This window comes from Streptomyces sp. NPDC087901 (assembly GCF_044742205.1).
Taxonomy (GTDB): Bacteria; Actinomycetota; Actinomycetes; order Streptomycetales; family Streptomycetaceae; genus Streptomyces.
On sequence record NZ_JBIUUC010000003.1, the window covers coordinates 582,005 to 608,284 of the forward strand.

20 protein-coding genes are annotated in these 26,280 nt (G+C 69.8%); 4 read left to right on the plus strand and 16 right to left on the minus strand.

The annotated features are described in order from the left end of the window. Window positions 1-95: 95 nt before the first annotated feature. Entirely contained in the window at window positions 96-1,334 is a 1,239-nt protein-coding gene (locus ACIOEW_RS12295; protein ID WP_362550033.1) for a DUF2092 domain-containing protein, read from the minus strand. Window positions 1,335-1,551: 217 nt separating this feature from the next. Further along, a complete protein-coding gene (locus tag ACIOEW_RS12300; protein WP_362550036.1) occupies window positions 1,552-2,562 on the minus strand; it encodes a polyprenyl synthetase family protein in 1,011 nt (336 codons plus the stop codon). Between the two features lie 156 nt (window positions 2,563-2,718). On the opposite strand from ACIOEW_RS12300, the gene ACIOEW_RS12305 reads away from it, so the two are divergent. From ACIOEW_RS12305 to ACIOEW_RS12320, 4 genes are all read left to right on the plus strand, one after another. After that, entirely contained in the window at window positions 2,719-4,218 is a 1,500-nt protein-coding gene (locus tag ACIOEW_RS12305) for a peptide MFS transporter (RefSeq protein WP_362550039.1), read from the plus strand. 9 nt (window positions 4,219-4,227) lie between these two features. Then, window positions 4,228-6,222: a CocE/NonD family hydrolase gene (locus tag ACIOEW_RS12310; RefSeq protein WP_401963520.1), complete on the plus strand. Its 1,995-nt coding sequence runs from the start codon at window positions 4,228-4,230 to the stop codon at window positions 6,220-6,222. Between the two features lie 149 nt (window positions 6,223-6,371). Then, window positions 6,372-7,601: a fumarylacetoacetase gene (fahA, locus tag ACIOEW_RS12315; RefSeq protein ID WP_362550045.1), complete on the plus strand. Its 1,230-nt coding sequence runs from the start codon at window positions 6,372-6,374 to the stop codon at window positions 7,599-7,601. After that, the gene (locus ACIOEW_RS12320; protein ID WP_401963522.1) at window positions 7,598-8,281 is read left to right on the plus strand and encodes a GPP34 family phosphoprotein; all 684 of its coding nucleotides are present in this window, start codon (window positions 7,598-7,600) and stop codon (window positions 8,279-8,281) included. The genes fahA and ACIOEW_RS12320 overlap by 4 nt, the downstream gene beginning before the upstream one ends. Window positions 8,282-8,396: 115 nt before the next feature. Here ACIOEW_RS12320 and recQ read toward each other — a convergent pair whose 3' ends face one another. The 14 genes from recQ to ACIOEW_RS12390 all read right to left on the minus strand — a co-directional run bounded on the left by recQ (window position 8,397) and on the right by ACIOEW_RS12390 (window position 26,272). Further along, window positions 8,397-10,460, minus strand: coding sequence for a DNA helicase RecQ (gene recQ / locus ACIOEW_RS12325; protein WP_362550131.1), 2,064 nt, complete (start codon window positions 10,458-10,460; stop codon window positions 8,397-8,399). Between the two features lie 140 nt (window positions 10,461-10,600). Next, complete coding sequence (gene nuoN, locus ACIOEW_RS12330; protein ID WP_401963524.1) at window positions 10,601-12,265, minus strand: NADH-quinone oxidoreductase subunit NuoN; 1,665 nt, start codon at window positions 12,263-12,265, stop codon at window positions 10,601-10,603. Then, window positions 12,262-13,833: an NADH-quinone oxidoreductase subunit M gene (locus ACIOEW_RS12335; protein ID WP_401963526.1), complete on the minus strand. Its 1,572-nt coding sequence runs from the start codon at window positions 13,831-13,833 to the stop codon at window positions 12,262-12,264. The genes nuoN and ACIOEW_RS12335 overlap by 4 nt, the downstream gene beginning before the upstream one ends. Before the next feature lie 4 nt (window positions 13,834-13,837). Continuing rightward, window positions 13,838-15,745, minus strand: a complete 1,908-nt coding sequence (nuoL, locus tag ACIOEW_RS12340) for an NADH-quinone oxidoreductase subunit L (RefSeq protein ID WP_401963527.1) — start codon at window positions 15,743-15,745, stop codon at window positions 13,838-13,840. Between the two features lie 16 nt (window positions 15,746-15,761). Beyond that, window positions 15,762-16,061, minus strand: coding sequence for an NADH-quinone oxidoreductase subunit NuoK (gene nuoK, locus ACIOEW_RS12345; protein ID WP_018101339.1), 300 nt, complete (start codon window positions 16,059-16,061; stop codon window positions 15,762-15,764). Beyond that, window positions 16,058-16,888: an NADH-quinone oxidoreductase subunit J gene (locus ACIOEW_RS12350; RefSeq protein WP_401963528.1), complete on the minus strand. Its 831-nt coding sequence runs from the start codon at window positions 16,886-16,888 to the stop codon at window positions 16,058-16,060. Before ACIOEW_RS12350 ends, nuoK begins: the two co-directional genes overlap by 4 nt. Continuing rightward, window positions 16,885-17,568 (minus strand): NADH-quinone oxidoreductase subunit NuoI, encoded by a 684-nt coding sequence (gene nuoI, locus ACIOEW_RS12355; RefSeq protein WP_401963529.1) that lies wholly within the window; start codon window positions 17,566-17,568, stop codon window positions 16,885-16,887. Before nuoI ends, ACIOEW_RS12350 begins: the two co-directional genes overlap by 4 nt. Continuing rightward, window positions 17,561-18,964, minus strand: a complete 1,404-nt coding sequence (nuoH, locus tag ACIOEW_RS12360; protein WP_362550058.1) for an NADH-quinone oxidoreductase subunit NuoH — start codon at window positions 18,962-18,964, stop codon at window positions 17,561-17,563. The genes nuoI and nuoH overlap by 8 nt, the downstream gene beginning before the upstream one ends. Further along, window positions 18,961-21,468 (minus strand): NADH-quinone oxidoreductase subunit G, encoded by a 2,508-nt coding sequence (locus tag ACIOEW_RS12365; protein WP_401963531.1) that lies wholly within the window; start codon window positions 21,466-21,468, stop codon window positions 18,961-18,963. Before ACIOEW_RS12365 ends, nuoH begins: the two co-directional genes overlap by 4 nt. Further along, window positions 21,465-22,832, minus strand: coding sequence for an NADH-quinone oxidoreductase subunit NuoF (gene nuoF / locus ACIOEW_RS12370; protein WP_401963533.1), 1,368 nt, complete (start codon window positions 22,830-22,832; stop codon window positions 21,465-21,467). The genes ACIOEW_RS12365 and nuoF overlap by 4 nt, the downstream gene beginning before the upstream one ends. After that, the gene (gene nuoE / locus ACIOEW_RS12375) at window positions 22,829-23,644 is read right to left on the minus strand and encodes an NADH-quinone oxidoreductase subunit NuoE (RefSeq protein ID WP_401963870.1); all 816 of its coding nucleotides are present in this window, start codon (window positions 23,642-23,644) and stop codon (window positions 22,829-22,831) included. Before nuoE ends, nuoF begins: the two co-directional genes overlap by 4 nt. A 29-nt stretch (window positions 23,645-23,673) precedes the next feature. After that, complete coding sequence (locus tag ACIOEW_RS12380) at window positions 23,674-24,996, minus strand: NADH-quinone oxidoreductase subunit D (RefSeq protein ID WP_350991962.1); 1,323 nt, start codon at window positions 24,994-24,996, stop codon at window positions 23,674-23,676. Further along, window positions 24,996-25,721 (minus strand): NADH-quinone oxidoreductase subunit C, encoded by a 726-nt coding sequence (locus tag ACIOEW_RS12385; RefSeq protein ID WP_362550067.1) that lies wholly within the window; start codon window positions 25,719-25,721, stop codon window positions 24,996-24,998. The genes ACIOEW_RS12380 and ACIOEW_RS12385 overlap by 1 nt, the downstream gene beginning before the upstream one ends. Next, window positions 25,718-26,272, minus strand: coding sequence for an NADH-quinone oxidoreductase subunit B family protein (locus ACIOEW_RS12390; protein ID WP_111337185.1), 555 nt, complete (start codon window positions 26,270-26,272; stop codon window positions 25,718-25,720). The genes ACIOEW_RS12385 and ACIOEW_RS12390 overlap by 4 nt, the downstream gene beginning before the upstream one ends. Window positions 26,273-26,280 lie beyond the last annotated feature (8 nt).

Consider the following 26,280-nt stretch of genomic DNA (forward strand, 5'->3'; position numbering starts at 1 on the left):
GACACCGGCCGGTGCGGACAGCGGCCGCGGATCGCACCCGCCCCGCCGTACGGAGGCTACGACGGGGCGGGGCGAAAGGTGTACCGGCCGGTGTGTCAGCCGGCGTTGTCCGCAGCCTTCACCAGCGCGTCCTTGGTGACCGCACCGACGTAGACACGGCCGTCGTCCGTCATCAGAGCGTTGACCAGGCGCGTCTTGAAGACCGTGCCCGAGCCGAACTTTCCGGTGACCTTGTCGCCGAGGGCGTCCAGGAACTGCTGCGCCTCGGCCGGTACGTCGCCCGGCTCCGCCGACGGGAGGGCCGCCCCGCCGGGGGTCTTGATCTCGGCGATGGTGTTCCAGCCCTTGCCGATCACGTTCATCCCCTCGAACGCGCTCAGGCCGCCCTTCGCCTTCTCGGCCTCGGCCTTCCCGTGGCCCTCGGCCTCGTCCGCCTCGGTCACCTCGGCGCCCTTGGGAGGGGTGAAGGAGAACGAGGACGCGTCGGGCTTCCCGAAGTCGACCGAGGTGAAGCCGGCGTCGATCGCCGCCTTGCCGCCGCTGCTGGGCTGCAGGGTGAACTTGAGCGGTACGCCGTTCTCCGCGTCCACCGCGACGGTGATCGAGCCGATCGTGGAGCCGCTCTGCTCGGGCTTGATGACCAGCCGGTACGCGTCGCGCCCGGCGACCTGCGCGGTGCCGTCGACCGTGACGGACGTGGTGCCGTCGGCGGCCTTCAGCGCCTGCTCGGCCAGGGCCTTTGGAGTGGTGGGTACGCCCTCCGGGACGGCGCGCTCGCCCTTCTCCGTCTTCTTCCGGTCCTCGCCCGCCTTCTGGGTGGCGTGGTAGACCGCGTTCGACTTGCTGTCGTACGCCCAGACCTGGTCCCCGTTGTGGATCAGGCTGTACTCGGACGCCCGGTCCAGGATCGACACCCGCTGCTTGTCGGGGCCGTCGGCGGCCACCCGGAGGGTGTGCGTGCCGGAGGCCAGCTCGGTCAGCTTGGTCTGCGGGTCGGCACTCGCCGAGCCCTCCTCGCCCGCGCCGTCCGGGACGAAGGAGCCGGCCAGACCGCCCATCGACGGGATGCCGAGGTCGGTGCTGATCTTCACCGTGCCGGAGAGCTGCTGCGTGTCCGAGGCGGCGATCTTCTCGATGAGTTCCTGCGCGGTGATCTTCGGCAGATCGGGGTCTCCCGAGCTGGCGAGCGCCGGGACCAGCCCGATCGTCGCGGCCGCGACTCCCGCCACCGCGACCGGGACGATGTAGCGCACCGCCTTCCGGCGGCCCGCGACGGCGCCCTTGGTGCCGGGCGCTGCCGTGCCGTTGGTGCCTGCGCTGTCGTTCGGTGCCATGTGTGCCCTACCTCCGTGGTCGGCGGCTTCCGTCCGGATGCACTCGTCCACTCCGTGCCGCCATTCTCACCCGTTTTGGTCAGGAGTGGTTGTTCTCCATCTGACCAAATCGGGCGGCTCAAGGCGTCAGCCCGCGGGAGCAACTCCGCGTACCTCTCCGGGATGACGCCGAGGAGCGGTTCCTCCACCGACCAGTAGGGGTTCCGGCGGAAGGCGCTCAGCCGGCGCGGTGCACCACGGCGTCGCACATCTCTTCGAGGGCGTCCTTGGCGTAGCACGAGGGCAGCGGCGCCAGGGTGGCCCTCGCCTCCTGGGCGTACCGGACCGTGTCGCGTCGTGCCTGGTCAAGCGCCGGGTGGGCGCGCAGCCGGCGCAGTGCCTCCTCGAGCCGGCCCGGCTCGTTCAGGTCGCTGTCCAGCAGCTCGACGAGCTCCAGGTCGTCCGGCTTGCCGTCGGCCGCGGCCTGCGCCCTCAGGTGGAGGACCGGCAGGGTCGGGATGCCTTCGAGGAGGTCGGTGCCGGGGGTCTTGCCGGACTCGTGGGAGTCGGAGGCGATGTCGAGGACGTCGTCGGCGAGCTGGAAGGCGACGCCGAGGCGCTCACCGTACTGGGTGAGGATGTCGGTCACCGACTCGTCGGCGCCGGACATCATCGCGCCGAACCGGCAGGCGACGGCGATCAGCGAGCCGGTCTTGCCGCGCATCACGTCGAGGTAGTGCTCGACCGGGTCGCGCCCGTCGCGCGGGCCGGCGGTCTCCAGGATCTGGCCGGTGACCAGACGCTCGAACGCCTCGGCCTGGATGCGGACGGCCTCGGGGCCGAGGTCGGCCAGGATGTGCGACGCGCGCGCGAAGAGGAAGTCGCCGGTCAGCACGGCCACCGAGTTGCCCCAGCGGGAATTGGCGCTGTCGACGCCGCGGCGCACGTCGGCCTCGTCCATCACGTCGTCGTGGTACAGCGTCGCGAGGTGGGTCAGCTCGACGACCACGGCGGCGGGCACCACGCCCGGGGCGTCGGCGTCACCGAACTGGGCGGCCAGCATCGCCAGGAGGGGCCGGAACCGCTTGCCGCCCGCGCGCACCAGGTGCTGGGCGGCCTCCGTGATGAAGGGCACCTCGCTCTTGGTGGCATCGAGCAGCCCCGACTCGACAGCAGCCAAACCGGCCTGGACACCGGCCTCAAGAGCCTGGTCCCGCACGCTCAGTCCGAACGGCCCGACGACGGTCACGAGGGGATCTCCTGTCTGCTGACGATCACACGGAATGTCGATGTGTCGCTGTCATCACTCAAGTCAGCGTATCCGGTCCCCTTTGGATCACCGTGGGCGCCTTCCCGCCACCGCCGGTATGTTCGGGATCAGCTCATACGATCAGGAGTTGTCCCTTTGTCCCACACCGCTACCGACACCGAACCGGCCCAGCCGCCGCCGGGCGACGACCACGCCTTCTTCGGCCAGCCACGGGGTCTGATGACCCTGTCCGGCCTGGAGGTCTGGGAGCGGTTCTCGTTCCTCGGCATGCAGGCGATCCTGGTCCTCTACTTCGCCGACACCGTTGCCAACGGCGGCATGGGGATGGAGGCCGGCACCGCCGCGTCCCTCTCCGCCGCCTACGGCACGCTCGTCTATCTGGTCTCCGTGGCCGGAGGCTGGCTGGCCGACCGGATCCTCGGCTCGTACCGCGCCGTTCTGTACGGCGGCATCCTCATCGCCATCGGGCACTACGCCATGGCAGTGCCCACCGACGCCATGACCTGGGTCGGCCTGGGCCTGATCAGCGCCGGAACGGGTCTGCTCAAGCCCAATGTCGCCACCATGGTCGGCAAGCTCTACCGCACCGAGGACGAGCGCCGTGACGCCGGCTTCGCCCTCTACTACATGGCCATCAACATCGGCGCGTTCCTCGGCCCGCTGATCACCGGCTGGCTCGGTGACCACGCGAGCTGGCACTGGGGTTTCTCGGCAGCCGCGTTCGGTATGACGCTCGGCCTGATCCAGTACGTGCTGGGCCGCCGTCACCTGGCCGGGCGTAAGAACACCGCCGAGTTCGCACTGGCCCCCGGACCCATGCGCCGGGCGGTCCGGCTCATCGTCGTCGGCGTCCTCGTCGTCGCCGCCCTCGCCACCGCGCTGGCCCTCGCCGGCTGGCTCACCATGGACCGGTTCGTCGACCTGCTCACACTGATCTCCGTGATCGCGCCGATCGTCTACTTCGTAGTGATGTTCCGCAGCCCCCGGGTCACCGCGGACGAGCGCGGGAGGCTGCGCCCGTACGTGGTGCTGTTCCTGGCCTCCGTCGTCTTCAACTTCATCCTCTTCCAGGCGTACTCGACGATGATGCTGCTCGCGTCGACCAACGCCCGCACGGAGATCTTCGGCTTCCACTTCCCGGCCAGCTGGTACGCCTCCGCGCTCGGCGCCTTCGAGGTGGCGCTCGCCCCGGTGGTCGCCGCCGTCTGGGCGAAGATGGGCCCCCGCCAGCCGCACGCGTCCAACAAGATCGCGATCGGCGTGATCCTCGGCGGGCTCTCGTTCCTGCTGATGGTCCTGCCCACCTCGGGACACTCCGGGGACACCTACAAGATGGCCGCCTGGTGGATCGTCGGCTCGTACCTGCTGCTCGGGCTCGGCGACATCCTGCTGGAGACCTCCGGCATGTCCGCGACCACCAAGCTCGCCCCGAAGGCGTTCGCCAGCCAGACGATGGCGCTCTGGTTCCTCTCGCTGGCCCTCGCCAACGGCATCCAGGCCCAGATCGTGAAGCTGTACGGCGAGGTCTCCAACCCCGCCTACTTCGGTGTCAATGGCGCTATCGCGGTGGTGGCCGGTGTGGCCGTCATCGCCGCCGCACCCTGGCTCAAGCGCACCATGCACCCCGTCCACTGAGGTACCCCCATGCACATCCAGACCGCGTTCCCGTACGAGACGACCCGCGAGGACCTCTATATCCCGCTCCCGGACGGCACCCAGCTGTACGCCCGGATCTGGCGGCCGGTCACGGACGAACCCGTCCCCGCGCTGCTGGAGTACCTGCCCTACCGGCTGAGCGACTGGACGGCGCCGCGCGACTGGCAGCGCCACCCCTGGTACGCGGGCCACGGCTACGCCTCGGTCCGGGTCGACGTGCGCGGCCACGGCAACAGCGAGGGGATGCCGGGCGACGAGTACGACGCGACGGAGCTCGCCGACGGGGTCGCCGTCATCCACTGGCTGGCCCGGCAGGAGTGGTGCTCGGGCCGGGTCGGCATGTTCGGCATCTCGTGGGGCGGCTTCAACTCGCTCCAGATCGCCGCGCTCGCCCCCGAGCCGCTGAAGGCGATCGTCACCGTCTGCTCGGCCGACGACCGCTACGACAACGACGTCCACTACATGGGCGGATCGGTCCTCGCCGTGGACATGCACGCCTGGGCGGCGACCATGCTGGCCTTCGTCTGCCGGCCGCCCGATCCCGCCGACGTCGGCGACGACTGGCGGGAGATGTGGCTGAACCGGCTCGAAGCCGTGGACCCCTTCATCCACACCTGGCTGGCGCACCAGACGCGCGACGACTACTGGAAGCACGGCAGCGTCTGCGAGGACTACTCCGCCATCGAGGCGAACGTCCTCGCGGTCGGCGGCTGGCACGACCCGTACCGCGACACCGTGCTCCGGCTCGTCGAGCACCTGGACCCCGGGAAGGTCCGCGGGCTGATCGGGCCCTGGTCGCACCAGTACCCCGACCGCGGGCTCCCGCCGGGGCCAGGCATCGGATTCCTCCAGGAGACGCTGCGCTGGTGGGACCAGCACCTGAAGGACAAGGACACCGGCGTCATGGCGGAGCCGCTGCTGCGGTCCTGGATCAGCGAGTCGCACCGGCCGGCCACGGTCTACGAGACGCTGCCCGGCCGCTGGGTCGGGGAGAACAGCTGGCCCTCGGAGAACGTCGCGCCGGTCGCGTACGCCCTCCAGGGCGGGCCGCAGATCGTCGACTCGCCGCAGCAGACCGGGGTGGACGCCGGACGGTTCTTCCCGTTCGGCAACGACGCCGATCTGCCGCCCGACCAGCGTGACGAGGACGCCAAGTCGGTGTGCTTCGAGTTCCCGGTCGAGGCCGCCCCGATCGAGATCCTGGGCCGCCCCCGGGTGAAGCTGCGCATCCGGATGGACGTACCGCGCGGCCAGGCGATCGCCCGGCTCTGCGACGTCGCCCCCGACGGCTCCTCCACCCTCGTCACCCGCGGCGTACTCAACCTCGCCGCGCGCAACGGCCGGGACCGCACCGAGGACTGGCCCGCCGGCGCCACCGAGGACGTGACGTTCGAGCTGAACGGCATCGGGCACACCTTCCCGCCCGGCCACCGGATCAGACTCGCCGTCTCCTCCTCGTACTGGCCGTGGATCTGGCCGCAGGCCGGCTCGAAGGGCTTCACCCTGGAGGCCGACGGCAGCCTCGTCGAACTCCCGGTGCGCCGGCACACCGAGGACCCATCGATCCGCTTCGAGGAGCCCGAGCAGTCGGAGCCGCTCGGCGTCGTCTTCCCCGTCACGCTCGACGAGCAGCGCCCCGAGCGGCTGGTGGTCCGCGATGTCGCCAAGGGCGAGTGGCGGATGGAGGTCGACCCGCGCTACGGCGGCACGCGCGTCTACCCGGACGGACTGGAATTCACCGAGGACGCGGCGGAGACGTACACGATCCAGGAGAGCGACCCGCTCTCCGCGCGCACCCGTTCCGACTGGACGATCCGGCTGCACCGGCCGGAGATGGCCTGGGACGTGCTGGTCGAGACGCGCTCCGAGATCTCCGCCGACGCGAGCGACTTCATCACCTCGAACGAGGTGGTCTGCAAGGAGGGCGGCGAGGTCGTCTTCCACCGGACCTGGGAGAAGCGCATCCCGCGCACGGCGGGCTGAACAGAACCGCCATGTCCCCGCGTGTCTCTCCGGTACGGGGGACATGGCGTAACTTTCCCGGCATTGGGGATGGTTGGGGCACTGCCGTTGGGGGATGTCCTCCACGTAACGTGTCCCCCCAAGCGACCTGGAAAGCGAGGCAGCAACAGATGCCCGAGCAGAGCAGCCCGCTCGACGTGGCCGAGGGCGATCCCTTCGGCCCGCACAACCTTCCGTACGGTGTTTTCTCCACCCCCGACCGGCCCGGCGAGCGGCGGGTCGGCGTCCGCATCGGCGGCCATGTGCTGGATGCCGGTGCGGCCGCGCACGCGCTGGGTTCGCCCTATGCGCAACTGCTGGCCCAGCCCGACCTGATGGCCCTGCTCACGGCGGGCCGCACCGCCTGGAGCGACGTGCGCCGGGCGCTGACCGCCTGGGTGACGGTGCCGGCCCACCGCGCGGACATCGAACCGCTCCTGCATCCCGTCGACTCCGTGACGCTCCATCTGCCCTACCGGGTCGCGGACTACGTGGACTTCTACGCGAGCGAGCACCACGCCACCAACGTCGGCCGCATCTTCCGCCCGGACGGCGACGCACTCACCCCCAACTGGAAGCACCTGCCCATCGGTTACCACGGCCGGGCGGGCACGGTCGTCGTCTCCGGTACGGACGTGGTGCGCCCGGCGGGGCAGCGCAAGGCCCCCGCCGACCCGGCGCCCGTCTTCGGCCCGTCCGTCAAGCTGGACATCGAGGCCGAGGTCGGATTCGTCGTCGGAGTCGGCTCGGAGCAGGGCCGCCCGGTGCCGCTCGCCGACTTCCGCGAGCACGTCTTCGGCCTGTCGCTCCTCAACGACTGGTCGGCGCGCGACATCCAGGCCTGGGAGTACGTCCCGCTGGGCCCTTTTCTCGGCAAGTCCTTCGCGACGTCCGTATCGGCGTGGGTGACACCGCTGGAGGCCCTGGACGCGGCCCGGACCGCACCGCCCGCACGCGACTTCCCGCTGCTGCCCTACCTCGACGACGCGGACGAGGAGGAGCCCGGCGGCTTCGACCTCCGGCTCTCCGTCGCGATCAACGGCCAGGTCGTCGCGGAGCCGCCGTTCTCCACGATGTACTGGACGGCCGCCCAGCAGCTGGCCCAGATGACGGTGAACGGCGCCTCGCTGCGCAGCGGTGACCTGTACGGCTCCGGCACCATCAGCGGTGCCGAACCGGCCCAGCGGGGCTCCCTGCTCGAACTCACGTGGAACGGGCGCGATCCGCTCGAACTCCCGGAGGGCAAGCGGACGTTCCTGGAGGACGGCGACACGGTGACGCTGACGGCCTGGGCCCCTGGCCCTCACGGCACCCGGGTCGGTCTCGGTGAGGTGACCGGACGGATCGTGCCCGCGTCATGACCCTGCCGCCACCCGGACCGACTCTGCCCGAGGAACTGCTGCTGCTCGCGCTGGACCCGCAGCGCGGGCGACCGTACTGCCGCGTCCGTTTCCTGGAGTACGCGATGGCCGGGGCGGCCCTGGCGGAGCTGGAGCTCCAGGGGCGGGTCACCGGGGAGCGCGCGTACGTGCGGGTGGCCAGCCCGCTGGACCCGTCCGATCCGCTGCTGGCCGCGCTGATGCGGAGCCTGCCGGCGCCGGGTAAGGACCGGCTGCGTTCGGGGGTGCCGGCCAGGGCCTGGGTCCGGCGCGCCGGACGGCCGGCCCAGGAGATGTATCTGGCGGCCCTGGTGCAGCGCGGCATCCTGGTCCGGGAGACCCGCCGCTTCCTCGGCCTGTTCCCCTACCATCGCCACCCGGCCGGACCGCAGAACTACGCGGGGGCGGTCCGGGAGCGGTTCGCGGCGGCCGAGCGAGCCGGTTTCCCGGACCACCGCAGCCGTGCGCTGGCCGCGCTCGTCTCGGCTGCCGGTCTCGAACCGCACGTGACCGGGGGTGGCGGGTCGTCCCGTTCGGCCATGCGGTCACTGGTCCGCGAACAGTGGCCGGCCCACGCGGTGCACCGCAACGTCGTTCAGGACAAGTCGGACGAGACCGGGGGCAGCCGGCGGAACTTCACGATGGGAGCCGGCGGGGTGTGACCTGCGGCCGGTCACTGGCTCCGCGCCCTTCACCATCGGCCTCGATCTGACCGCGATCGTCTCGCGGCCGCCGGGCGGCGGACCCGCAGCAGCTCCGCCGCACCCCGCGCCATCCTCACTCGTACTCCGGCGGCTCCTCGTCCCAGCCGAACTCCGGATCGGCGTCCCGGACCACGGGGCGAGCGGCCGCAACCGGCGCAGGGGCCGTGTCCGGCGCAGGGGCCGGAGCGGCCTGGGCCGGGGCGGGCACGGGCGCCGGGGGCGCGTCCGTCACCGGGGCCGGCTCCGGGGCGGCGGGGGCCTCCCCCAGCGACGCCAGCACCTCCAGCACCCCCTCCCCGTACGTCGCCAGCTTCTTCTCGCCCAGTCCGCTGATCCCGCCCAGCTCGCCGAGCGACGACGGACGCAGGGTCGCGATCTCGCGCAGCGTGGCGTCGTGGAAGATCACATACGCGGGCAGCCCCAGCTCCTTGGCCTGGGCGCCGCGCCAGGCGCGCAGCGCCTCGAAGACCGGCAGCGCCTCCGGGGGGAGCTCGGCGGCGGCGGCCGAGGACTTCGCCTTCCGCTCGCCCTTCGCGGAGGAGCGGGAAGCGGGCTTCGCGGCCTCCTTGCGGAGCAGCACCTCGCGCTCCCGGCCGAGCACGGTCGCGCTCTCCTCCGTCAGCACGAGCGTGCCGTACTCGCCCTCTACGGCGATCAGGCCCTGGGCCAGCAGCTGCCGGACGACGCCCCGCCATTCCGCCTCGGCCAGCTCCTCACCGATGCCGAACACCGAGAGCTGGTCGTGGTCGAACTGGATGACCTTCGCGGTCTTGCGGCCGAGCAGGATGTCGATGACCTGGCCGGCGCCGAACTTCTGCCCGCGCTCCCGCTTCAGCCGGACCACCGTGGACAGCAGCTTCTGGGAGACCACCGTGCCGTCCCAGGTCTCGGGCGGGGTCAGGCAGGTGTCGCAGTTGCCGCAGGAGGCCGTGGTGGGCTCCTGGCCGAAGTACGTGAGCAGCTGGGCCCGGCGGCACTGGACGGTCTCGCAGAGCGCCAGCATGGAGTCCAGGTGCGAGGCGGCCCGGCGGCGGAACGCCTCGTCGCCCTCCCCGCCCTGGATGAGCTTGCGCTGCTGGACGACGTCCTGGAGTCCGTACGCCATCCAGGCCGTGGACGGGGCTCCGTCACGCCCGGCCCGGCCGGTCTCCTGGTAGTAGCCCTCGACGGACTTCGGCAGGTCCAGGTGGGCGACGAAGCGCACGTCCGGCTTGTCGATGCCCATGCCGAAGGCGATCGTCGCGACGACGACGAGGCCCTCCTCGCGCAGGAAACGGGACTGGTGGGTCGCGCGGGTGCCGGCGTCCAGGCCCGCGTGGTACGGGACGGCCTCGATGCCGTTGCGGCAGAGGTACTCGGCGGTCTTCTCGGTGGAATTGCGCGAGAGGCAGTAGACGATGCCGGCGTCCCCGGCGTGCTCCTCCTTGAGGAAGGTGAGCAGCTGCTTCTTCGGGTCGGCCTTGGGCACGATGCGGTACTGGATGTTGGGCCGGTCGAAGCTGGCCACGAAGTGCTTGGCGTCGGGCATCCCGAGGCGCTGGGTGATCTCGCGGTGCGTGGCACCGGTCGCCGTGGCCGTCAGGGCGATGCGCGGGACGTCGGGCCAGCGCTCGCCGAGCACGGACAGGGCCAGGTAGTCGGGCCGGAAGTCGTGGCCCCACTGGGCGACGCAGTGTGCCTCGTCGATCGCGAAGACGGAGATCTCGCCGCGGGAGAGCAGGCCGAGCGTGGAGTCCAGGCGCAGGCGCTCGGGCGCCAGGTACAGGAGATCCAGCTCGCCGGCGACGAACTGGGCCTCCATCGAGCGGCGCTCGTCGAAGTCCTGCGTGGAGTTGATGAACCCGGCCCGCACGCCGAGGGCCCGCAGCGCGTCCACCTGGTCCTGCATCAGGGCGATCAACGGGGAGATGACGATGCCCGTGCCCCGTCTGACCAGGGACGGGATCTGGTAGCAGAGGGACTTGCCGCCGCCGGTGGGCATGAGTACGACGGCGTCGCCGCCCGCCACCACATGGTCGACGACCGATTCCTGCTCGCCGCGGAACGTCTCGTACCCGAAGACCCGGTGCAGCGTCTGCCGCGCATCGCTCTCGGTCACGCCCGTGGTCATGTCCGTCACGCCTGTCCCGCCCGTCATGCTCATCGCTCTGTTCCCCCGACGGCTGTCCCGTTCTGTCCCTGCGCTCTCCCCTGCCACGATAGGCGCCGCCTACGACAGCGCCGGACGGGCTTGACTTCCAAGCCCGTCCGGCGCTGTCCCAGCAGTGGTGCGTCCGGCTACCTCACGAACACTCCGGCCTGGCTCGCCAGGTCCAGGAAGTACTGCGGGGCCAGGCCCAGCACCAGGGTGACCGCGACACCGACCGCGATCGTGGTCATCGTCAGCGGGGACGGGACGGCGACCGTGGGGCCGTCCGCCTTCGGCTCGCTGAAGAACATCAGCACGATGACCCGGATGTAGAAGAACGCGGCGATCGCCGAGGAGATCACACCGACGACGACGAGTCCGCCCGCACCGCCCTCGGCCGCGGCCTTGAACACCGCGAACTTCCCGGAGAAGCCCGAGGTGAGCGGGATACCGGCGAACGCCAGCAGGAACACCGCGAAGACCGCGGCGACCAGCGGGGAGCGCCGCCCGAGCCCGGCCCACTTCGACAGGTGCGTCGCCTCGCCGCCCGCGTCACGCACCAGGGTGACGACGGCGAAGGCGCCGACGGTCACGAAGGAGTACGTGGCCAGGTAGAAGAGCACCGAGGAGATGCCCTGCGGGGTGGCCGCGATGACACCGGCGAGGATGAATCCGGCGTGCGCGATCGAGGAGTAGGCCAGCAGCCGCTTGATGTCGGTCTGGGTGATCGCGACGATGGCACCGCCCACCATCGTGACGATGGCGATGCCCCACATGACCGGGCGCAGGTCCCAGGTGAGACCCGGCAGCACCACGTACAGCAGGCGCAGCAGCGCGCCGAAAGCGGCGACCTTCGTGGCCGCGGCCATGAAGCCGGTGACCGGGGTCGGGGCGCCCTGGTAGACGTCCGGGGTCCACATGTGGAACGGGACGGCGCCGACCTTGAAGAGCAGACCGGTCAGGATCATCGCGCCGCCGATGAGCAGCAGCGCGTCGTTGCCCATGGTGTCGGCGAGCGCCGGGTCGATCTGCTGGATGGAGCCGTCGACGACGGTGGCGATCTCGGCGTACGAGACGGAGCCCGCGTACCCGTAGAGCAGGGCGATCCCGAAGAGCAGGAACGCCGAGGAGAACGCGCCGAGCAGGAAGTACTTCACCGCGGCCTCCTGTGACATCAGCCGCTTTCGGCGGGCGACGGCACAGAGGAGGTAGAGCGGGAGCGAGAAGACTTCCAGCGCCACGAAGAGCGTCAGCAGGTCGTTGGCCGCCGGGAAGACCAGCATGCCGGCCACCGAGAAGAGGACGAGCGGGAAGACCTCGGTGGTGGTGAACCCGGCCTTGACTGCGGCCTTCTCGCTGTCGCTGCCGGGGACCGACGCGGCCTGCGCGGCGAACGAGTCGACGCGGCTGCCGTGGGACTCGGGGTCGAGCCGCCGCTCGGCGAAGGTGAAGACGGCGACCAGCGACGTCAGCAGGATGGTGCCCTGAAGGAACAGGGCGGGTCCGTCGACGGCGATGGCGCCCATCGCGGTGATGTGTGCCTTTGTCGTACCGTATCCGGCGGCCGCCAGGCCGATCACCGCGGCGAACGCGGCGACCAGGGCCGCGACGGTCAGGAAGACCTGCGTGTAGTAGCGGGCCCGGCGCGGCACGAAGGCCTCGACGAGCACGCCCAGGACGGCGACTCCGATCACGATCAGGACCGGGGTCAGCTGGGTGTACTCGATGACCGGGGCCTTGAACTTCTCGTCCGGGGCGGCCGATGTCACCCCGCTCGCCATTGTCCACAGGCTGTGGACAGCTGTTGCGCTCACTTGGCGGCCTCCACCTCGGGCTGGGGGTCCTTCTTCTGTACGTCCGACATGGTGTGCTGCACCGCCGGGTTGACGATCTCCGTCAGCGGCTTCGGGTAGACACCCAGGAAGATCAGCAGAGCGATCAGCGGGACGACCACCACCAGCTCGCGGACCTTGAGGTCCGCCATGCCCTGGACCTCGGCCTTGACCGGTCCCGTCATCGTCCGCTGGTAGAGGACGAGGACGTAGATCGCGGCGAGCACGATGCCGGTGGTGGCAATGATGCCGACCGCCGGATATGCCGCGAACGCGCCGACCAGGACCAGGAACTCGCTGACGAACGGGGCGAGCCCTGGCAGCGACAGCGTGGCCAGACCGCCGATCAGGAACGTGCCGGCCAGGACGGGCGCCACCTTCTGCACTCCGCCGTAGTCCGCGATGAGCCGCGAACCGCGCCGGGTGATCAGGAAGCCCGCCACCAGCATCAGCGCGGCGGTCGAGATGCCGTGGTTGACCATGTAGAGCGTCGCGCCCGACTGGCCCTGACTGGTCATCGCGAAGATGCCCAGGATGATGAAGCCGAAGTGCGAGATCGACGCGTAGGCGATCAGCCGCTTGATGTCGCGCTGGCCGACGGCGAGCAGCGCCCCGTAGATGATGCTGATCAGCGCCAGGACCAGGACCACCGGGGTGGCCCACTTGCTGGCCTCCGGGAAGAGCTGGAGACAGAAGCGCAGCATCGCGAAGGTGCCGACCTTGTCCACGACCGCGGTGATCAGCACGGCGACCGGGGTGGTCGCCTCGCCCATGGCGTTGGGCAGCCAGGTGTGCAGCGGCCACAGCGGGGCCTTCACCGCGAAGGCGAAGAAGAACCCGAGGAAGAGCCACCGCTCGGTGCTCGTCGCCATGGAGAGCGAGCCGTCGGCGCGGGCCTCGGCGATCTCGGTGAGCGAGAACGTCCCCGTGACCACGTAGAGCCCGATCACCGCGGCCAGCATGATGAGGCCGCCGACGAGGTTGTAGAGGAGGAACTTGACTGCCGCGTACGAGCGTTGCGCGGCGGCGTTCTCGTCACTGCCGGCGTGGGCCCGGTCCCCGAAGCCGCCGATGAGGAAGTACATCGGGATGAGCATGGCTTCGAACAGGATGTAGAAGAGGAAGACGTCGGTGGCCACGAAGGAGAGGACCACCATCGCTTCGACCATCAGGATCAGGGCGAAGAATCCCTGCGTGGGGCGCCAGCGCGAGGAGCTCGTCTCCAGGGGGTCGGCGTCGTGCCAGCCGGCCAGGATGACGAAGGGGATCAGCAGGGCGGTGAGCGCCATGAGCGCCAGCCCGATGCCGTCCACCCCCAGCTCGTACCGCACACCGAAGTCCTTGATCCAGGCGTGCGATTCGGTGAGCTGGTAGCGGCTGCCGCCCGGCTCGAACCGGACGAGCGCGATGCCCGCCAGGACGAGGGTGCCCAGCGAGAAGGCGAGCGCCAGCCATTTGGCGGCGGCGCGCCGGGCCGCCGGGACGGCGGCGGTGGCGACCGCGCCGATCGCCGGGAGCGCCGCCGTCGCTGTCAGGAGGGGAAAGGACATGTGATCAGACCGCCCTCATCAGCAGGGTCGCGGCGATGACGACCGCGGTACCGCCGAACATCGAGACCGCGTAGGAGCGGGCGTAGCCGTTCTGCAGTTTGCGCAGCCGGCCGGAGAGCCCGCCCATGGAGGCGGCCGTGCCGTTGACGACGCCGTCGACCAGGGAGTGGTCGACGTAGACCAGGGATCGGGTGAGGTGCTCGCCGCCGCGGACCAGGACCACGTGGTTGAAGTCGTCCTGGAACAGATCGCGACGGGCCGCCCGGGTGAGCAGCGAGCCGCGCGGGGCGACCGCGGGCACCGGCTTGCGCCCGTACATCGCCCAGGCGATGGCGACACCGATGACGAGCACCACCATGGTGGCGGCCGTGACGGTGGTCGCGCTGACCGGGGCGTCCCCGTGGTCGTGACCGGTGACGGGCTCCAGCCAGTGCAGGAAGCGGTCGCCGATGGAGAAGAAGCCTCCGGCGAAGACCGAGCCGAACGCCAGGACGATCATGGGGATGGTCATGGACTTCGGGGACTCGTGCGGATGCGGCTCGTGGCCCTCCGCGTCGGGCTGCCAGCGCTTCTCGCCGAAGAACGTCAGCAGCATCACGCGCGTCATGTAGAACGCGGTGATCGCGGCGCCCAACAGGGTCACGGCTCCCAGGATCCAGCCCTCGGTGCCGCCCTTGGCGAAGGCCGCCTCGATGATCTTGTCCTTGGAGAAGAAGCCGGACAGACCGGGGAAGCCGATGATCGCGAGGTAGCCCAGCCCGAAGGTGACGAAGGTGACCGGCATGTACTTCCGCAGGCCGCCGAACTTCCTCATGTCGACCTCGTCGTTCATGCCGTGCATGACCGAACCGGCGCCGAGGAAGAGCCCGGCCTTGAAGAAGCCGTGCGTCACCAGGTGCATGATCGCGAAGACGTAGCCGATCGGGCCGAGCCCGGCGGCCAGGATCATGTAGCCGATCTGCGACATCGTCGACCCGGCGAGGGCCTTCTTGATGTCGTCCTTCGCGCAACCGACGATCGCACCGAAGATCAGCGTGACCGCACCGACGACCACGACGACCAGCTGGGCGTCCGGAGCGCCGTTGAAGATCGCGCCGGAGCGGACGATCAGGTAGACGCCCGCGGTCACCATGGTGGCGGCGTGGATCAGGGCCGAGACCGGGGTCGGGCCCTCCATCGCGTCACCGAGCCAGGACTGCAGCGGCACCTGGGCCGACTTGCCGCAGGCGGCGAGCAGCAGCATCAGGCCGATCGCCGTCAGCTTGCCCTCGCTCGTCGCGCCGCTTTCGGCGGCGTCCAGGACGGGGCCGAAGGCGAAGGTGCCGAAGGTGGTGAACATCAGCATGATCGCGATCGACAGGCCCATGTCGCCGACCCGGTTGACCAGGAAGGCCTTCTTCGCGGCGGTGGCCGCGCTGGGCTTGTGCTGCCAGAAGCCGATGAGCAGGTACGACGCCAGACCGACGCCCTCCCACCCGACGTACAGCAGCAGGTAGTTGTCGGCGATGACCAGGATCAGCATCGCCGCGAGGAAGAGGTTCAGATAGCCGAAGAAGCGACGCCGGCGCTCGTCGTGCTCCATGTAGCCGATCGAGTAGATGTGGATCAGCGTGCCCACACCGGTGATCAGCAGTACGAAGGTCATCGACAGCTGGTCGAGCTGGAAGGCCACATCGGCCTGGAAGCCCTCGACCGGAATCCAGCTGAACAGGAACTGGTGCAGCGCGCGGTCGTCGGCACTCTTCCCCAGCATGTCGAGGAAGAGCACCACCGCGACGACGAAGGAGGCGGCGGCGAGCGCGGTGCCGAGCCAGTGACCCACGCGGTCAAGGCGTCGGCCGCCGCAGAGCAGCACCGCCGCTCCGAGCAGGGGCGCCGCGACGAGCAGCGCAATCAGATTCTCTGCGTTCATTGGGTCCAGCGCCCCTCTACAGCTTCATCAGGCTGGCGTCGTCGACCGAGGCCGAGTGGCGGGAACGGAACAGCGACACGATGATCGCGAGCCCGACCACGACCTCCGCGGCGGCGACGACCATCGTGAAGAAGGCGATGATCTGGCCGTCGAGATTGCCGTGCATCCGGGAGAAGGTCACGAACGCGAGGTTGCAGGCGTTGAGCATCAGCTCCACGCACATGAACACCACGATCGCGTTCCGCCTGATCAGCACCCCGGCCGCGCCGATGGTGAACAGCAGAGCGGCGAGATAGAGGTAGTTGACCGGATTCACTTGGCGACCTCCTCTTCTTCTGCGGTGTCCCGGCCGAGCCGCTCACTGGAGCGCTGCTCCAGTGCCTTGAGGCCGGCCAGCGACTCGTGGGACACATCGCGCATCTGGCCGCGCTTGCGCAGCGTCTGCATGACGGTGAGTTCGGACGGTGTGCCGTCCGGAAGCAGTCCGGCGACGTCCACGGCGTTGTGCCGGGCGTAGACGCCGGGTGCGGGCAGCGGCGGCAGGTGGTTGCTGCGCACGCGGTCCTCGGACATCTCCCGCTGGGTCTTGGCCCGTTCGGTGCGCTCGCGGTGCGTGAGCACCATCGCGCCGACCGTCGCAGTGATCAGCAGCGCGCCGGTGATCTCGAAGGCGAAGACGTACTTGGTGAAGATGAGGCTGGCGAGCCCCTCCACGTTTCCGCCGTGCTCCGCGTTGGCCGTGCCGAGTCCGTTGAAGCTGTTCAACGAGGCGTTGCCGATACCGGCGATCAGGAGGACGCCGAAACCGAGCCCGCAGCCGGCGGCCAGCCAGCGCTGACCCTTGAGGGTCTCCTTCAGCGAGTCCGCCGCCGTGACACCGACGAGCATGACCACGAAGAGGAACAGCATCATGATCGCGCCCGTGTAGACGACGATCTGGACGACGCCGAGGAAGTAGGCGCCGTTGGCGAGGTAGAACACCGCCAGGATGATCATGGTCCCGGCGAGGCTCAGCGCACTGTGCACGGCCTTCTTCATCAGTACGGTGGACAGGGCGCCGATCACGGCGACCGTGCCCAGCACCCAGAACTGGAAGGCCTCACCGGTCGAGGTCTGGGAGGCCGCTGCGGCCAGGCCGGTCATGCGTCCACCTCCCGTGCCGCGCCGTTGCTCTCGCTGTCCCCGTCGTCCGGCTTCTCGCCCTTGGAGACGGCGAGCTGGCGTTCCGTACCGGGGGCGGCCTCGGTCACCAGGCCCCGGTAGTAGTCCTGTTCGTCCGTGCCTGGGAAGATCGCGTGCGGGCTGTCGACCATGCCTTCCTCCAGGCCCGCGAGCAGCTCGTCCTTGGTGTAGATGAGGCTCTCGCGGGTGGTGTTGGCGAGCTCGAACTCGTTGGTCATCGTCAGCGCCCGGGTCGGGCAGGCCTCGATGCACAGTCCGCAGAGGATGCAGCGCGCGTAGTTGATCTGGTAGACGCGGCCGTAGCGCTCCCCCGGGGAGTAGCGCTCCTCGTCGGTGTTGTCCGCGCCCTCGACGTAGATCGCGTCCGCCGGGCAGGCCCAGGCGCACAGCTCGCAGCCGATGCACTTCTCCAGGCCGTCCGGGTGGCGGTTGAGCTGGTGCCGGCCGTGGAAGCGCGGCGCCGTCACCTTCGGCGTCTCCGGATACTGCTCGGTCAGCCGCTTCTTGAACATGGCCTTGAAGGTCACGCCGAAGCCGGCCACGGGATTCTGGAACTTCTCTTCCGAAGAATCCGAGGACCCGGAAGCCTGCGCGGACTTCGCCGGCCTCTTGGACCCCGGCGACTCAGACAGTTCAGACACCGTCGGCCTCCTTTCCGTCACTCGGATTTCCGTCACTCTGAGTATCCACGCCGCCACTGACAACGAGCTCGCGCTCGCGGCGCGGCCTGCGCCGCGGCACGGGCGGCAAGGTCTGTCCGGGCAGCGGCGGCACCGGGAATCCGCCCGCCATCGGGTCGAACGCCGGCTCCGGTTCCGCTTGGGCCGCGGCTTCCCGGCCCTTCTTGTCGCGGAAGATGTCGACCACGAAGGAGATCAGCAGGACCGCGATCACGGCCCCGGCCACGTAGAGCAGGATCTTCGAGAAGTCGTAGCCCTCGTTGCGCAGCGCCCGCACCGTCGCGACCAGCATCAGCCAGACGACGGAGACCGGGATCAGGACCTTCCAGCCCAGCTTCATCAGCTGGTCGTAGCGGACCCGGGGGAGGGTGCCGCGCAGCCAGATGAAGAAGAACAGCAGCAGCTGGACCTTGAGGACGAACCAGAGCATCGGCCACCAGCCGTGGTTCGCGCCCTCCCAGAAGGTGCTGATCGGCCACGGGGCCCGCCAGCCGCCCAGGAACAGGGTCGTGGAGACCGCGGAGACGGTCACCATGTTGACGTACTCGGCGAGCATGAACATCGCGAACTTGATCGACGAGTACTCGGTGTTGAAGCCGCCGACCAGGTCGCCCTCGGACTCCGGCATGTCGAACGGGGCGCGGTTGGTCTCACCGACCATCGTGACGATGTAGATGATGAAGGAGACCGGCAGCAGGATGATGAACCAGCGGTCCTCCTGGGCCTCCACGATCTTCGAGGTCGACATCGACCCGGAGTAGAGGAAGACCGAGGCGAACGCGGCGCCCATCGCGATCTCGTAGGAGATCATCTGCGCGCAGGAACGGAGGCCGCCGAGCAGCGGGTACGTCGAGCCGGAGGACCAGCCCGCGAGCACGATGCCGTAGATCCCGACCGAGGCGACCGCGAGGATGTAGAGCATCGCGATCGGCAGGTCGGTGAGCTGCATCGCCGTACGGTGCCCGAAGATCGAGACCTCGTTGCCGGACGGTCCGAACGGGATGACCGCGATCGCCATGAACGCCGGGATCGCCGCGATGATCGGGGCGAGGACGTAGACGACCTTGTCCGCCCGCTTGACGATGACGTCTTCCTTGAGCATCAGCTTGATGCCGTCGGCGAGCGACTGGAGCATGCCCCAGGGGCCGTGCCGGTTGGGGCCGATGCGCAGCTGCATCCAGGCGACGACCTTGCGCTCCCACACGATGGAGAAGAGCACGGTCACCATCAGGAACGCGAAGCAGAAGACCGCCTTGATGACGACGAGCCACCAGGGGTCGGTGCCGAACATCGACAGGTCCTCGGCGGCGAGCACGGCGCCGTGCGGACCCGCGGCCAGTTGAGCGAAGGCACTCACGCCCCCACCTCCGGTGTGACGTCGGAAATGCCGGGTGCGGCGGGGCCGATCCGGACCGGGCCGCCGGGCTGGGCACCGGTGTCGGCCGGGACACCCCGCCCGACGGAGTTCAGCGGCACCCAGACCACCCGGTCCGGCATCTCGGTGACCTGGAGCGGCAGTTGCACGCTGCCCGCCGGGCCGGAAACGGCCAGCAGATCGCCGTCCTTGACGCCCGTCTCGGCCGCGGTGGCGGCGGAGAGCCGGGCGACCGCGGCGTGCCGGGTCCCGGCCAGCGCCTCGTCGCCCTCCTGGAGCCGGCCGAGGTCGAGCAGCATCCGGTGGCCCGCGAGGATGGCCTCGCCGTCGCCGGGCCGGGGCAGCGGCTGCGCCGAGGCGCGCGGATCGTCCGCGTGCGTGCCCTGCCAGCCGCCGAGCCGGTCCAGCTCGCGGCGTACGGACTTCAGGTCCGGCAGCGCGAAGTGGACGTCGAGGGCGTCGGCCAGCATATGCAGCACCCGGGCGTCGTCCGGGGCCACGTTGCGGGTCATCTGCTCGGGCTTCAGCGCCGCCTCGAACATCCGCGCCCTGCCCTCCCAGTTGAGGAAGGTGCCGGACTTCTCCGCGACCGCGGCCACCGGGAACACCACGTCGGCGCGGTCGGTGACCTCGTTGGGCCGGAGCTCCAGGGAGACCAGGAAGCCCACCTGGTCCAGGGCCTCCAGGGCCCGGGCCGGATCGGGCAGGTCGGCCGTCTCGACCCCGGCGACGAGCAGCGCGCCCAGTTCGCCGGTGGCCGCGGCCTCGACGATCTGACCGGTGTCGCGGCCGAAGCGCGACGGGAGTTCGGCGACGCCCCACACGGCCGCCACCTCGTCCCGGGCCCGCGGGTCCGTGGCCGGACGGCCGCCGGGCAGCAGCGACGGGAGCGCGCCCGCCTCCACCGCACCGCGCTCGCCGGCCCGGCGCGGAATCCACACCAGGGTGGCGCCGGTCGCGGTCGCCGCCCGTACCGCGGCGGTCAGCCCGCCCGGCACACCGGCCAGCCGCTCACCCACCACGATCAGGGCGCCCGCACCGCGCAGCGCCTCCGCCGCGACGGCACCGTCGCCGTCGAGGCCGACACCGCCCGCGATCGCGTCCAGCCACTCCGTCTCGGTGCCGGGGGCGGCGGGCAGCAGCGTGCCGCCCGCCTTCGTGAGGCCGCGGGTGGCGTGCGAGGCGACGGCGAAGGTGCGCTGGCCGTGCTTGCGGTTCGCCTTGCGCAGCCGCAGGAAGACGCCGGGCGCCTCCTCCTCGGACTCGAACCCGACCAGCAGCACGGTCGGGGCCTTCTCCAGCGAGGTGTACGTGACACCGCTGCCGTCCAGGTCCCGTCCGCGTCCGGCGACGCGGGCGGCCAGGAAGTCGGCCTCCTCGCCGCTGTGCACCCGGGCCCGGAAGTCGATGTCGTTGGTTTCCAGGGCTACCCGGGCGAACTTGCTGTACGCGTACGCGTCCTCGACGGTCAGCCGGCCGCCCGTGAGGACGCCGGTCCTGCCGCGCGCCGCGGAGAGTCCAGCGGCCGCGGCGGCCAGCGCCTCGGGCCAGCTCGCCGGCTCCAGCTCACCGGACTCGCCCCGGACCAGCGGGGTGGTGATCCGGTCGCGCTGCTGCGCGTAGCGGAAGCCGAAGCGGCCCTTGTCGCAGAGCCATTCCTCGTTGACCTCGGGGTCGTTGGAGGCGAGCCGCCGCATGACCTTGCCGCGCCGGTGGTCGGTGCGGGTGGCGCAGCCGCCCGCACAGTGCTCGCACACCGAGGGCGTCGACACCAGGTCGAAGGGGCGGGAGCGGAACCGGTACGCCGCCGAGGTCAGCGCGCCGACCGGGCAGATCTGGATGGTGTTGCCGGAGAAGTACGACTCGAACGGGTCGCCCTCGCCGGTGCCGACCTGCTGGAGCGCGCCGCGCTCGATCAGCTCGATCATCGGGTCGCCCGCCACCTGGTTGGAGAACCGGGTGCAGCGCGCGCAGAGCACGCACCGCTCACGGTCCAGCAGCACCTGGGTGGAGATCGGGACGGGCTTCTCGAACGTCCGCTTCTTCCCGTCGAAGCGGGAGGTCGCGTCGCCGTGCGACATCGCCTGGTTCTGCAGCGGGCACTCGCCGCCCTTGTCGCAGACCGGACAGTCCAGCGGGTGGTTGATGAGCAGCAGCTCCATCACGCCGCGCTGCGCCTTGTCGGCGACCGGCGAGGTGATCTGCGACTTGACAACCATGCCGTCGGTGCAGGTGATGGTGCAGGACGCCATCGGCTTGCGCTGGCCCTCGACCTCGACGATGCACTGGCGGCAGGCGCCGGCCGGGTCGAGGAGCGGGTGGTCGCAGAAGCGCGGGATCTCGATGCCGAGGAGTTCGGCAGCCCGGATGACCAGGGTGCCCTTGGGCACGCTGATCGAGATGCCGTCGATGGTCAGCGTGACCAGGTCCTCGGGCGGGAGCGCCGCCTCGCCGCCCCCGGAGGGCGCACTCGTGGTGACTGTCATGCGTTCACCCCCTGGGATGCGTTCTTGTCGTCGGCCCAGACGGTCGACCTGGCGGGATCGAAGGGGCAGCCCTTGCCGGTGATGTGCTGCTCGTACTCCTCGCGGAAGTACTTCAGCGAGGAGAAGATCGGCGAGGCCGCGCCGTCGCCGAGGGCGCAGAACGACTTGCCGTTGATGTTGTCGGCGATGTCGTTCAGCTTGTCGAGGTCTGACATCTGGCCCTTGCCGGCTTCGATGTCACGGAGCAACTGGACGAGCCAGTAGGTGCCTTCACGGCATGGCGTGCACTTGCCGCAGGACTCGTGGGCGTAGAACTCGGTCCAGCGGGTGACGGCCCTGACCACACAGGTGGTCTCGTCGAAGCACTGGAGCGCCTTGGTGCCGAGCATGGATCCGGCGGCGCCGACGCCCTCGTAGTCGAGGGGCACGTCGAGGTGCTCCTCGGTGAACATGGGAGTGGAGGAGCCGCCCGGGGTCCAGAACTTCAGCCGGTGACCGGGGCGCATGCCGCCGCTCATGTCGAGGAGCTGGCGCAGCGTGATACCGAGCGGGGCCTCGTACTGGCCGGGTCCCGAGACATGGCCGCTGAGCGAGTACAGCGTGAAGCCCGGGGACTTCTCGCTGCCCATGGACTTGAACCAGTCCTTGCCCTTGTTCAGGATCGAGGGAACCGAGGCGATGGACTCGACGTTGTTCACCACAGTGGGGCAGGCGTACAGGCCGGCGACCGCCGGGAAGGGCGGGCGCAGCCGGGGCTGGCCGCGGCGTCCTTCGAGCGAGTCGAGCAGTGCGGTTTCCTCACCGCAGATGTACGCACCGGCGCCCGCGTGCACGGTGAGTTCCAGATCGAGTCCGGAGCCCATGATGTTCGTACCGAGATAGCCCGCCTCGTACGCCTCGCGCACGGCCTCGTGCAACCGCCGCAGTACGGGGACGACTTCGCCGCGCAGGTAGATGAAGGCGTGCGAGGAGCGGATCGCGTAACAGGCGATCACGATGCCTTCGATCAGGCTGTGCGGGTTGGCGAAGAGGAGCGGGATGTCCTTGCAGGTCCCGGGCTCCGACTCGTCGGCGTTGACCACCAGGTAGTGCGGCTTGCCGTCGCCCTGCGGGATGAACTGCCACTTCATCCCGGTGGGGAAGCCGGCGCCGCCACGGCCGCGCAGACCGGAGTCCTTGACGTACGCGATGAGGTCGTCCGGAGACATGGCGAAGGCCTTGCGCAGCCCCTCGTACCCCTCGTGGCGGCGGTAGGTCTCCAGGGTCCAGGATTCCGGCTGGTCCCAGAAGGCGGACAGGACCGGCGCGAGAAGCTTCTCGGGACTGGTCCCGTTCTTGTCGATTTCGGCGGCCAACGTCATCACTCCCCCTCCTCGGCGGCGGGACCGGCCGGGTGGTCCGGGTCGGAGGCCGAGGTCTCTTGTGGTGCGTCGTGGGAGCTGAGGTGTTCGGCGCCCTTCTGCGGTTCGTCGCGCGGGCTCACGCCGCGCGGGCCCACCACGCGGGGCTGCGGACCGGCCTCACCCTTGGCCAGTTTCAGGCCGATGAGCGAGGCGGGGCCCGCGCCACCGGACGCCGAGACGGCGCCGGGGCGCTCGTCGGGGAAACCGGCCAGGATGCGGGCGGTCTCCTTGTACGAGCACAGCGGGGCGCCGCGGGTCGGCTCGACGGTGCGGCCGGCGATCAGGTCGTCGACGAGCTGCGTGGCGCTCTCGGGCGTCTGGTTGTCGAAGAACTCCCAGTTGACCATCACGACGGGCGCGAAGTCGCAGGCCGCGTTGCACTCGATGTGTTCGAGGGTGACCTTGCCGTCCTCGGTCGTCTCGTCGTTGCCGACGCCGAGGTGGTCCTTCAGCCGGTCGAAGATGGCGTCGCCGCCCATCACCGCGCAGAGCGTGTTGGTGCAGACGCCGACCTGGTAGTCGCCACTCGGCCTGCGCCGGTACATCGTGTAGAAGGTGGCGACCGCGGTGACCTCGGCGGTGGTGAGGCCGAGCACGTCGGCGCAGAACGCCATGCCCGTACGCGAGACGTATCCCTCCTCCGACTGCACGAGGTGCAGCAGCGGCAGCAGCGCGGAGCGGCTGCCGGGGTAGCGGGCGATCACCTCCTTCGCATCCGCTTCGAGCCTGGCGCGCACCTCGGCCGGGTAGGCGGGGGCGGGGAGCTGCGGCATCCCCAGACTGACTTCGCTGCGTGCTTCGGTCACCGGTCGACGCCTCCCATCACGGGGTCGATGGATGCGACGGCGACGATGACGTCGGCGACCTGGCCGCCCTCGCACATCGCTGCCATGGCCTGGAGGTTGGTGAAGGACGGGTCGCGGAAGTGGACCCGGTAGGGGCGGGTGCCGCCGTCCGAGACGACGTGCACGCCCAGTTCGCCCTTGGGCGACTCGACGGCGGTGTACGCCTGCCCTGCCGGGACCCGGAAGCCCTCGGTCACCAGCTTGAAGTGGTGGATCAGGGCCTCCATGGAGGTGCCCATGATCTTCTTGATGTGGTCGAGCGAGTTGCCGAGTCCGTCCGGTCCGAGCGCGAGCTGCGCGGGCCAGGCGATCTTCTTGTCGGCGACCATGACCGGGCCCGGTGCGAGCCGGTCGATGCACTGCTCGACGATCCGCAGCGACTGGCGCATCTCTTCCAGACGGATGAGGAAGCGGCCGTAGGAGTCGCAGCTGTCGGCGGTGGGGACGTCGAACTCGTAGTTCTCGTACCCGCAGTAGGGATCGGTCTTGCGCAGGTCGTGCGGGAGTCCGGCGGAGCGCAGGACCGGGCCGGTGGCGCCGAGCGCCATGCAGCCGGTGAGGTCGAGGTAGCCGACGTCCTGCATGCGGGCCTTGAAGATGGGGTTGCCGGTGGCGAGCTTGTCGTACTCCGGCAGGTTCTTCTTCATGGTCTTCACGAACTCGCGCAGCTGGTCGACCGCGCCCGGGGGCAGGTCCTGGGCGAGTCCGCCGGGGCGGACGAACGCGTGGTTCATCCGGAGGCCGGTGATCAGCTCGAAGAGATCGAGAACCAGTTCACGATCGCGGAAGCCGTAGATCATGATCGTCGTGGCGCCGAGCTCCATGCCGCCGGTGGCGATGCACACCAGGTGCGAGGAGATCCGGTTGAGCTCCATCAGGAGCACGCGCAGGACGGTGGCCCGGTCGGGGATCTGGTCCTCGATGCCGAGGAGCTTCTCGACTCCCAGGCAGTACGCCGTCTCGTTGAAGAACGGCGTCAGGTAGTCCATGCGCGTGACGAAGGTGGTGCCCTGCGTCCAGTTCCGGAATTCGAGGTTCTTCTCGATGCCGGTGTGGAGGTAGCCGATGCCGCAGCGGGCCTCGGTGACGGTCTCGCCGTCGATCTCCAGGATCAGCCGGAGCACGCCGTGCGTGGACGGGTGCTGGGGACCCATGTTGACGATGATGCGCTCGTCGTCGGACTTGGCCGCCGACTCGACGACCTCGTCCCAGTCGCCGCCGGTGACTGTATATACAGTCCCCTCGGTCGTGGCCCTGGGCGTTGCGTGGGGAGTGGTCATCAGGAGTACGACCTCCGCTGGTCCGGAGCCGGGATCTGGGCGCCCTTGTACTCGATGGCGATGCCGCCGAGCGGGTAGTCCTTGCGCTGCGGGAAGCCCTGCCAGTCGTCCGGCATCATGATCCGGGTGAGGGCGGGGTGCCCGTCGAAGACGAGCCCGAAGAAGTCGTACGTCTCGCGCTCGTGCCAGTCGTTGGTCGGGTAGACCGCGACGAGGGACGGGATGTGCCGGTCGTCGTCCGGCGCGGACACCTCCAGCCGGATGAGCCGGCCGTGGGTGATCGAGCGCAGGTGGTAGACGGCGTGCAGCTCGCGTCCCTTGTCACCGGGGAAGTGGACACCGCTCACCCCCGTACAGAGCTCGAAACGCAGGGCCGGGTCGTCGCGCAGCGTCAGGGCCACGGCGGGCAGGTGCTCGCGGGCGATGTGGAAGGTGAGCTCGTCGCGGTCGACGACCGTCTTCTCGATGGCGTTGCCGGGCAGCAGTCCCTGTTCCTCCAGGGCCCCTTCGAGCTCGTCGGCCACCTCGTCGAACCAGCCGCCGTAGGGGCGCGCGGTGGCGCCCGGCAGAGCGATGGTGCGGACGAGGCCGCCGTAGCCGGAGGTGTCACCGCCGTTGTTGGCGCCGAACATGCCCTTGCGTACGCCGATGACCTCGCCGTGCTCGTCGCGCGGGGCGGGCACGCCGCTGCCGTTCTGCGCGGCGCCGTTGTCGTTCTCACTCACCGGAGCAGCCCCTTCATCTCGATCAGGGGCAGTGCCTTGAGCGCCGCTTCCTCCGCCTCACGGGCGGCCTCCTCCGCGTTGACCCCGAGCTTGGAGCCCTGGATCTTCTGGTGGAGTTTGAGGATCGCGTCCATCAGCATCTCGGGCCGCGGCGGGCAGCCCGGCAAATAGATATCAACCGGGACAATATGATCAACACCCTGAACAATGGCGTAATTATTGAACATTCCGCCCGATGACGCGCAAACCCCCATGGAGATGACCCACTTGGGGTTCGGCATCTGGTCATAGACCTGCCGCAGGACGGGCGCCATCTTCTGACTGACCCGCCCCGCCACGATCATCAGGTCCGCCTGCCGCGGCGATCCGCGGAAGACCTCCATGCCGAACCGGGCCAGGTCGTAGCGACCGGCCCCGGTCGTCATCATCTCGATGGCGCAGCAGGCGAGGCCGAAGGTGGCCGGGAAGACGGAGGACTTCCGTACCCAGCCGGCGGCCTGCTCGACAGTGGTCAGCACGAAGCCGCTGGGCAGCTTCTCTTCGAGTCCCATGTGTGCCC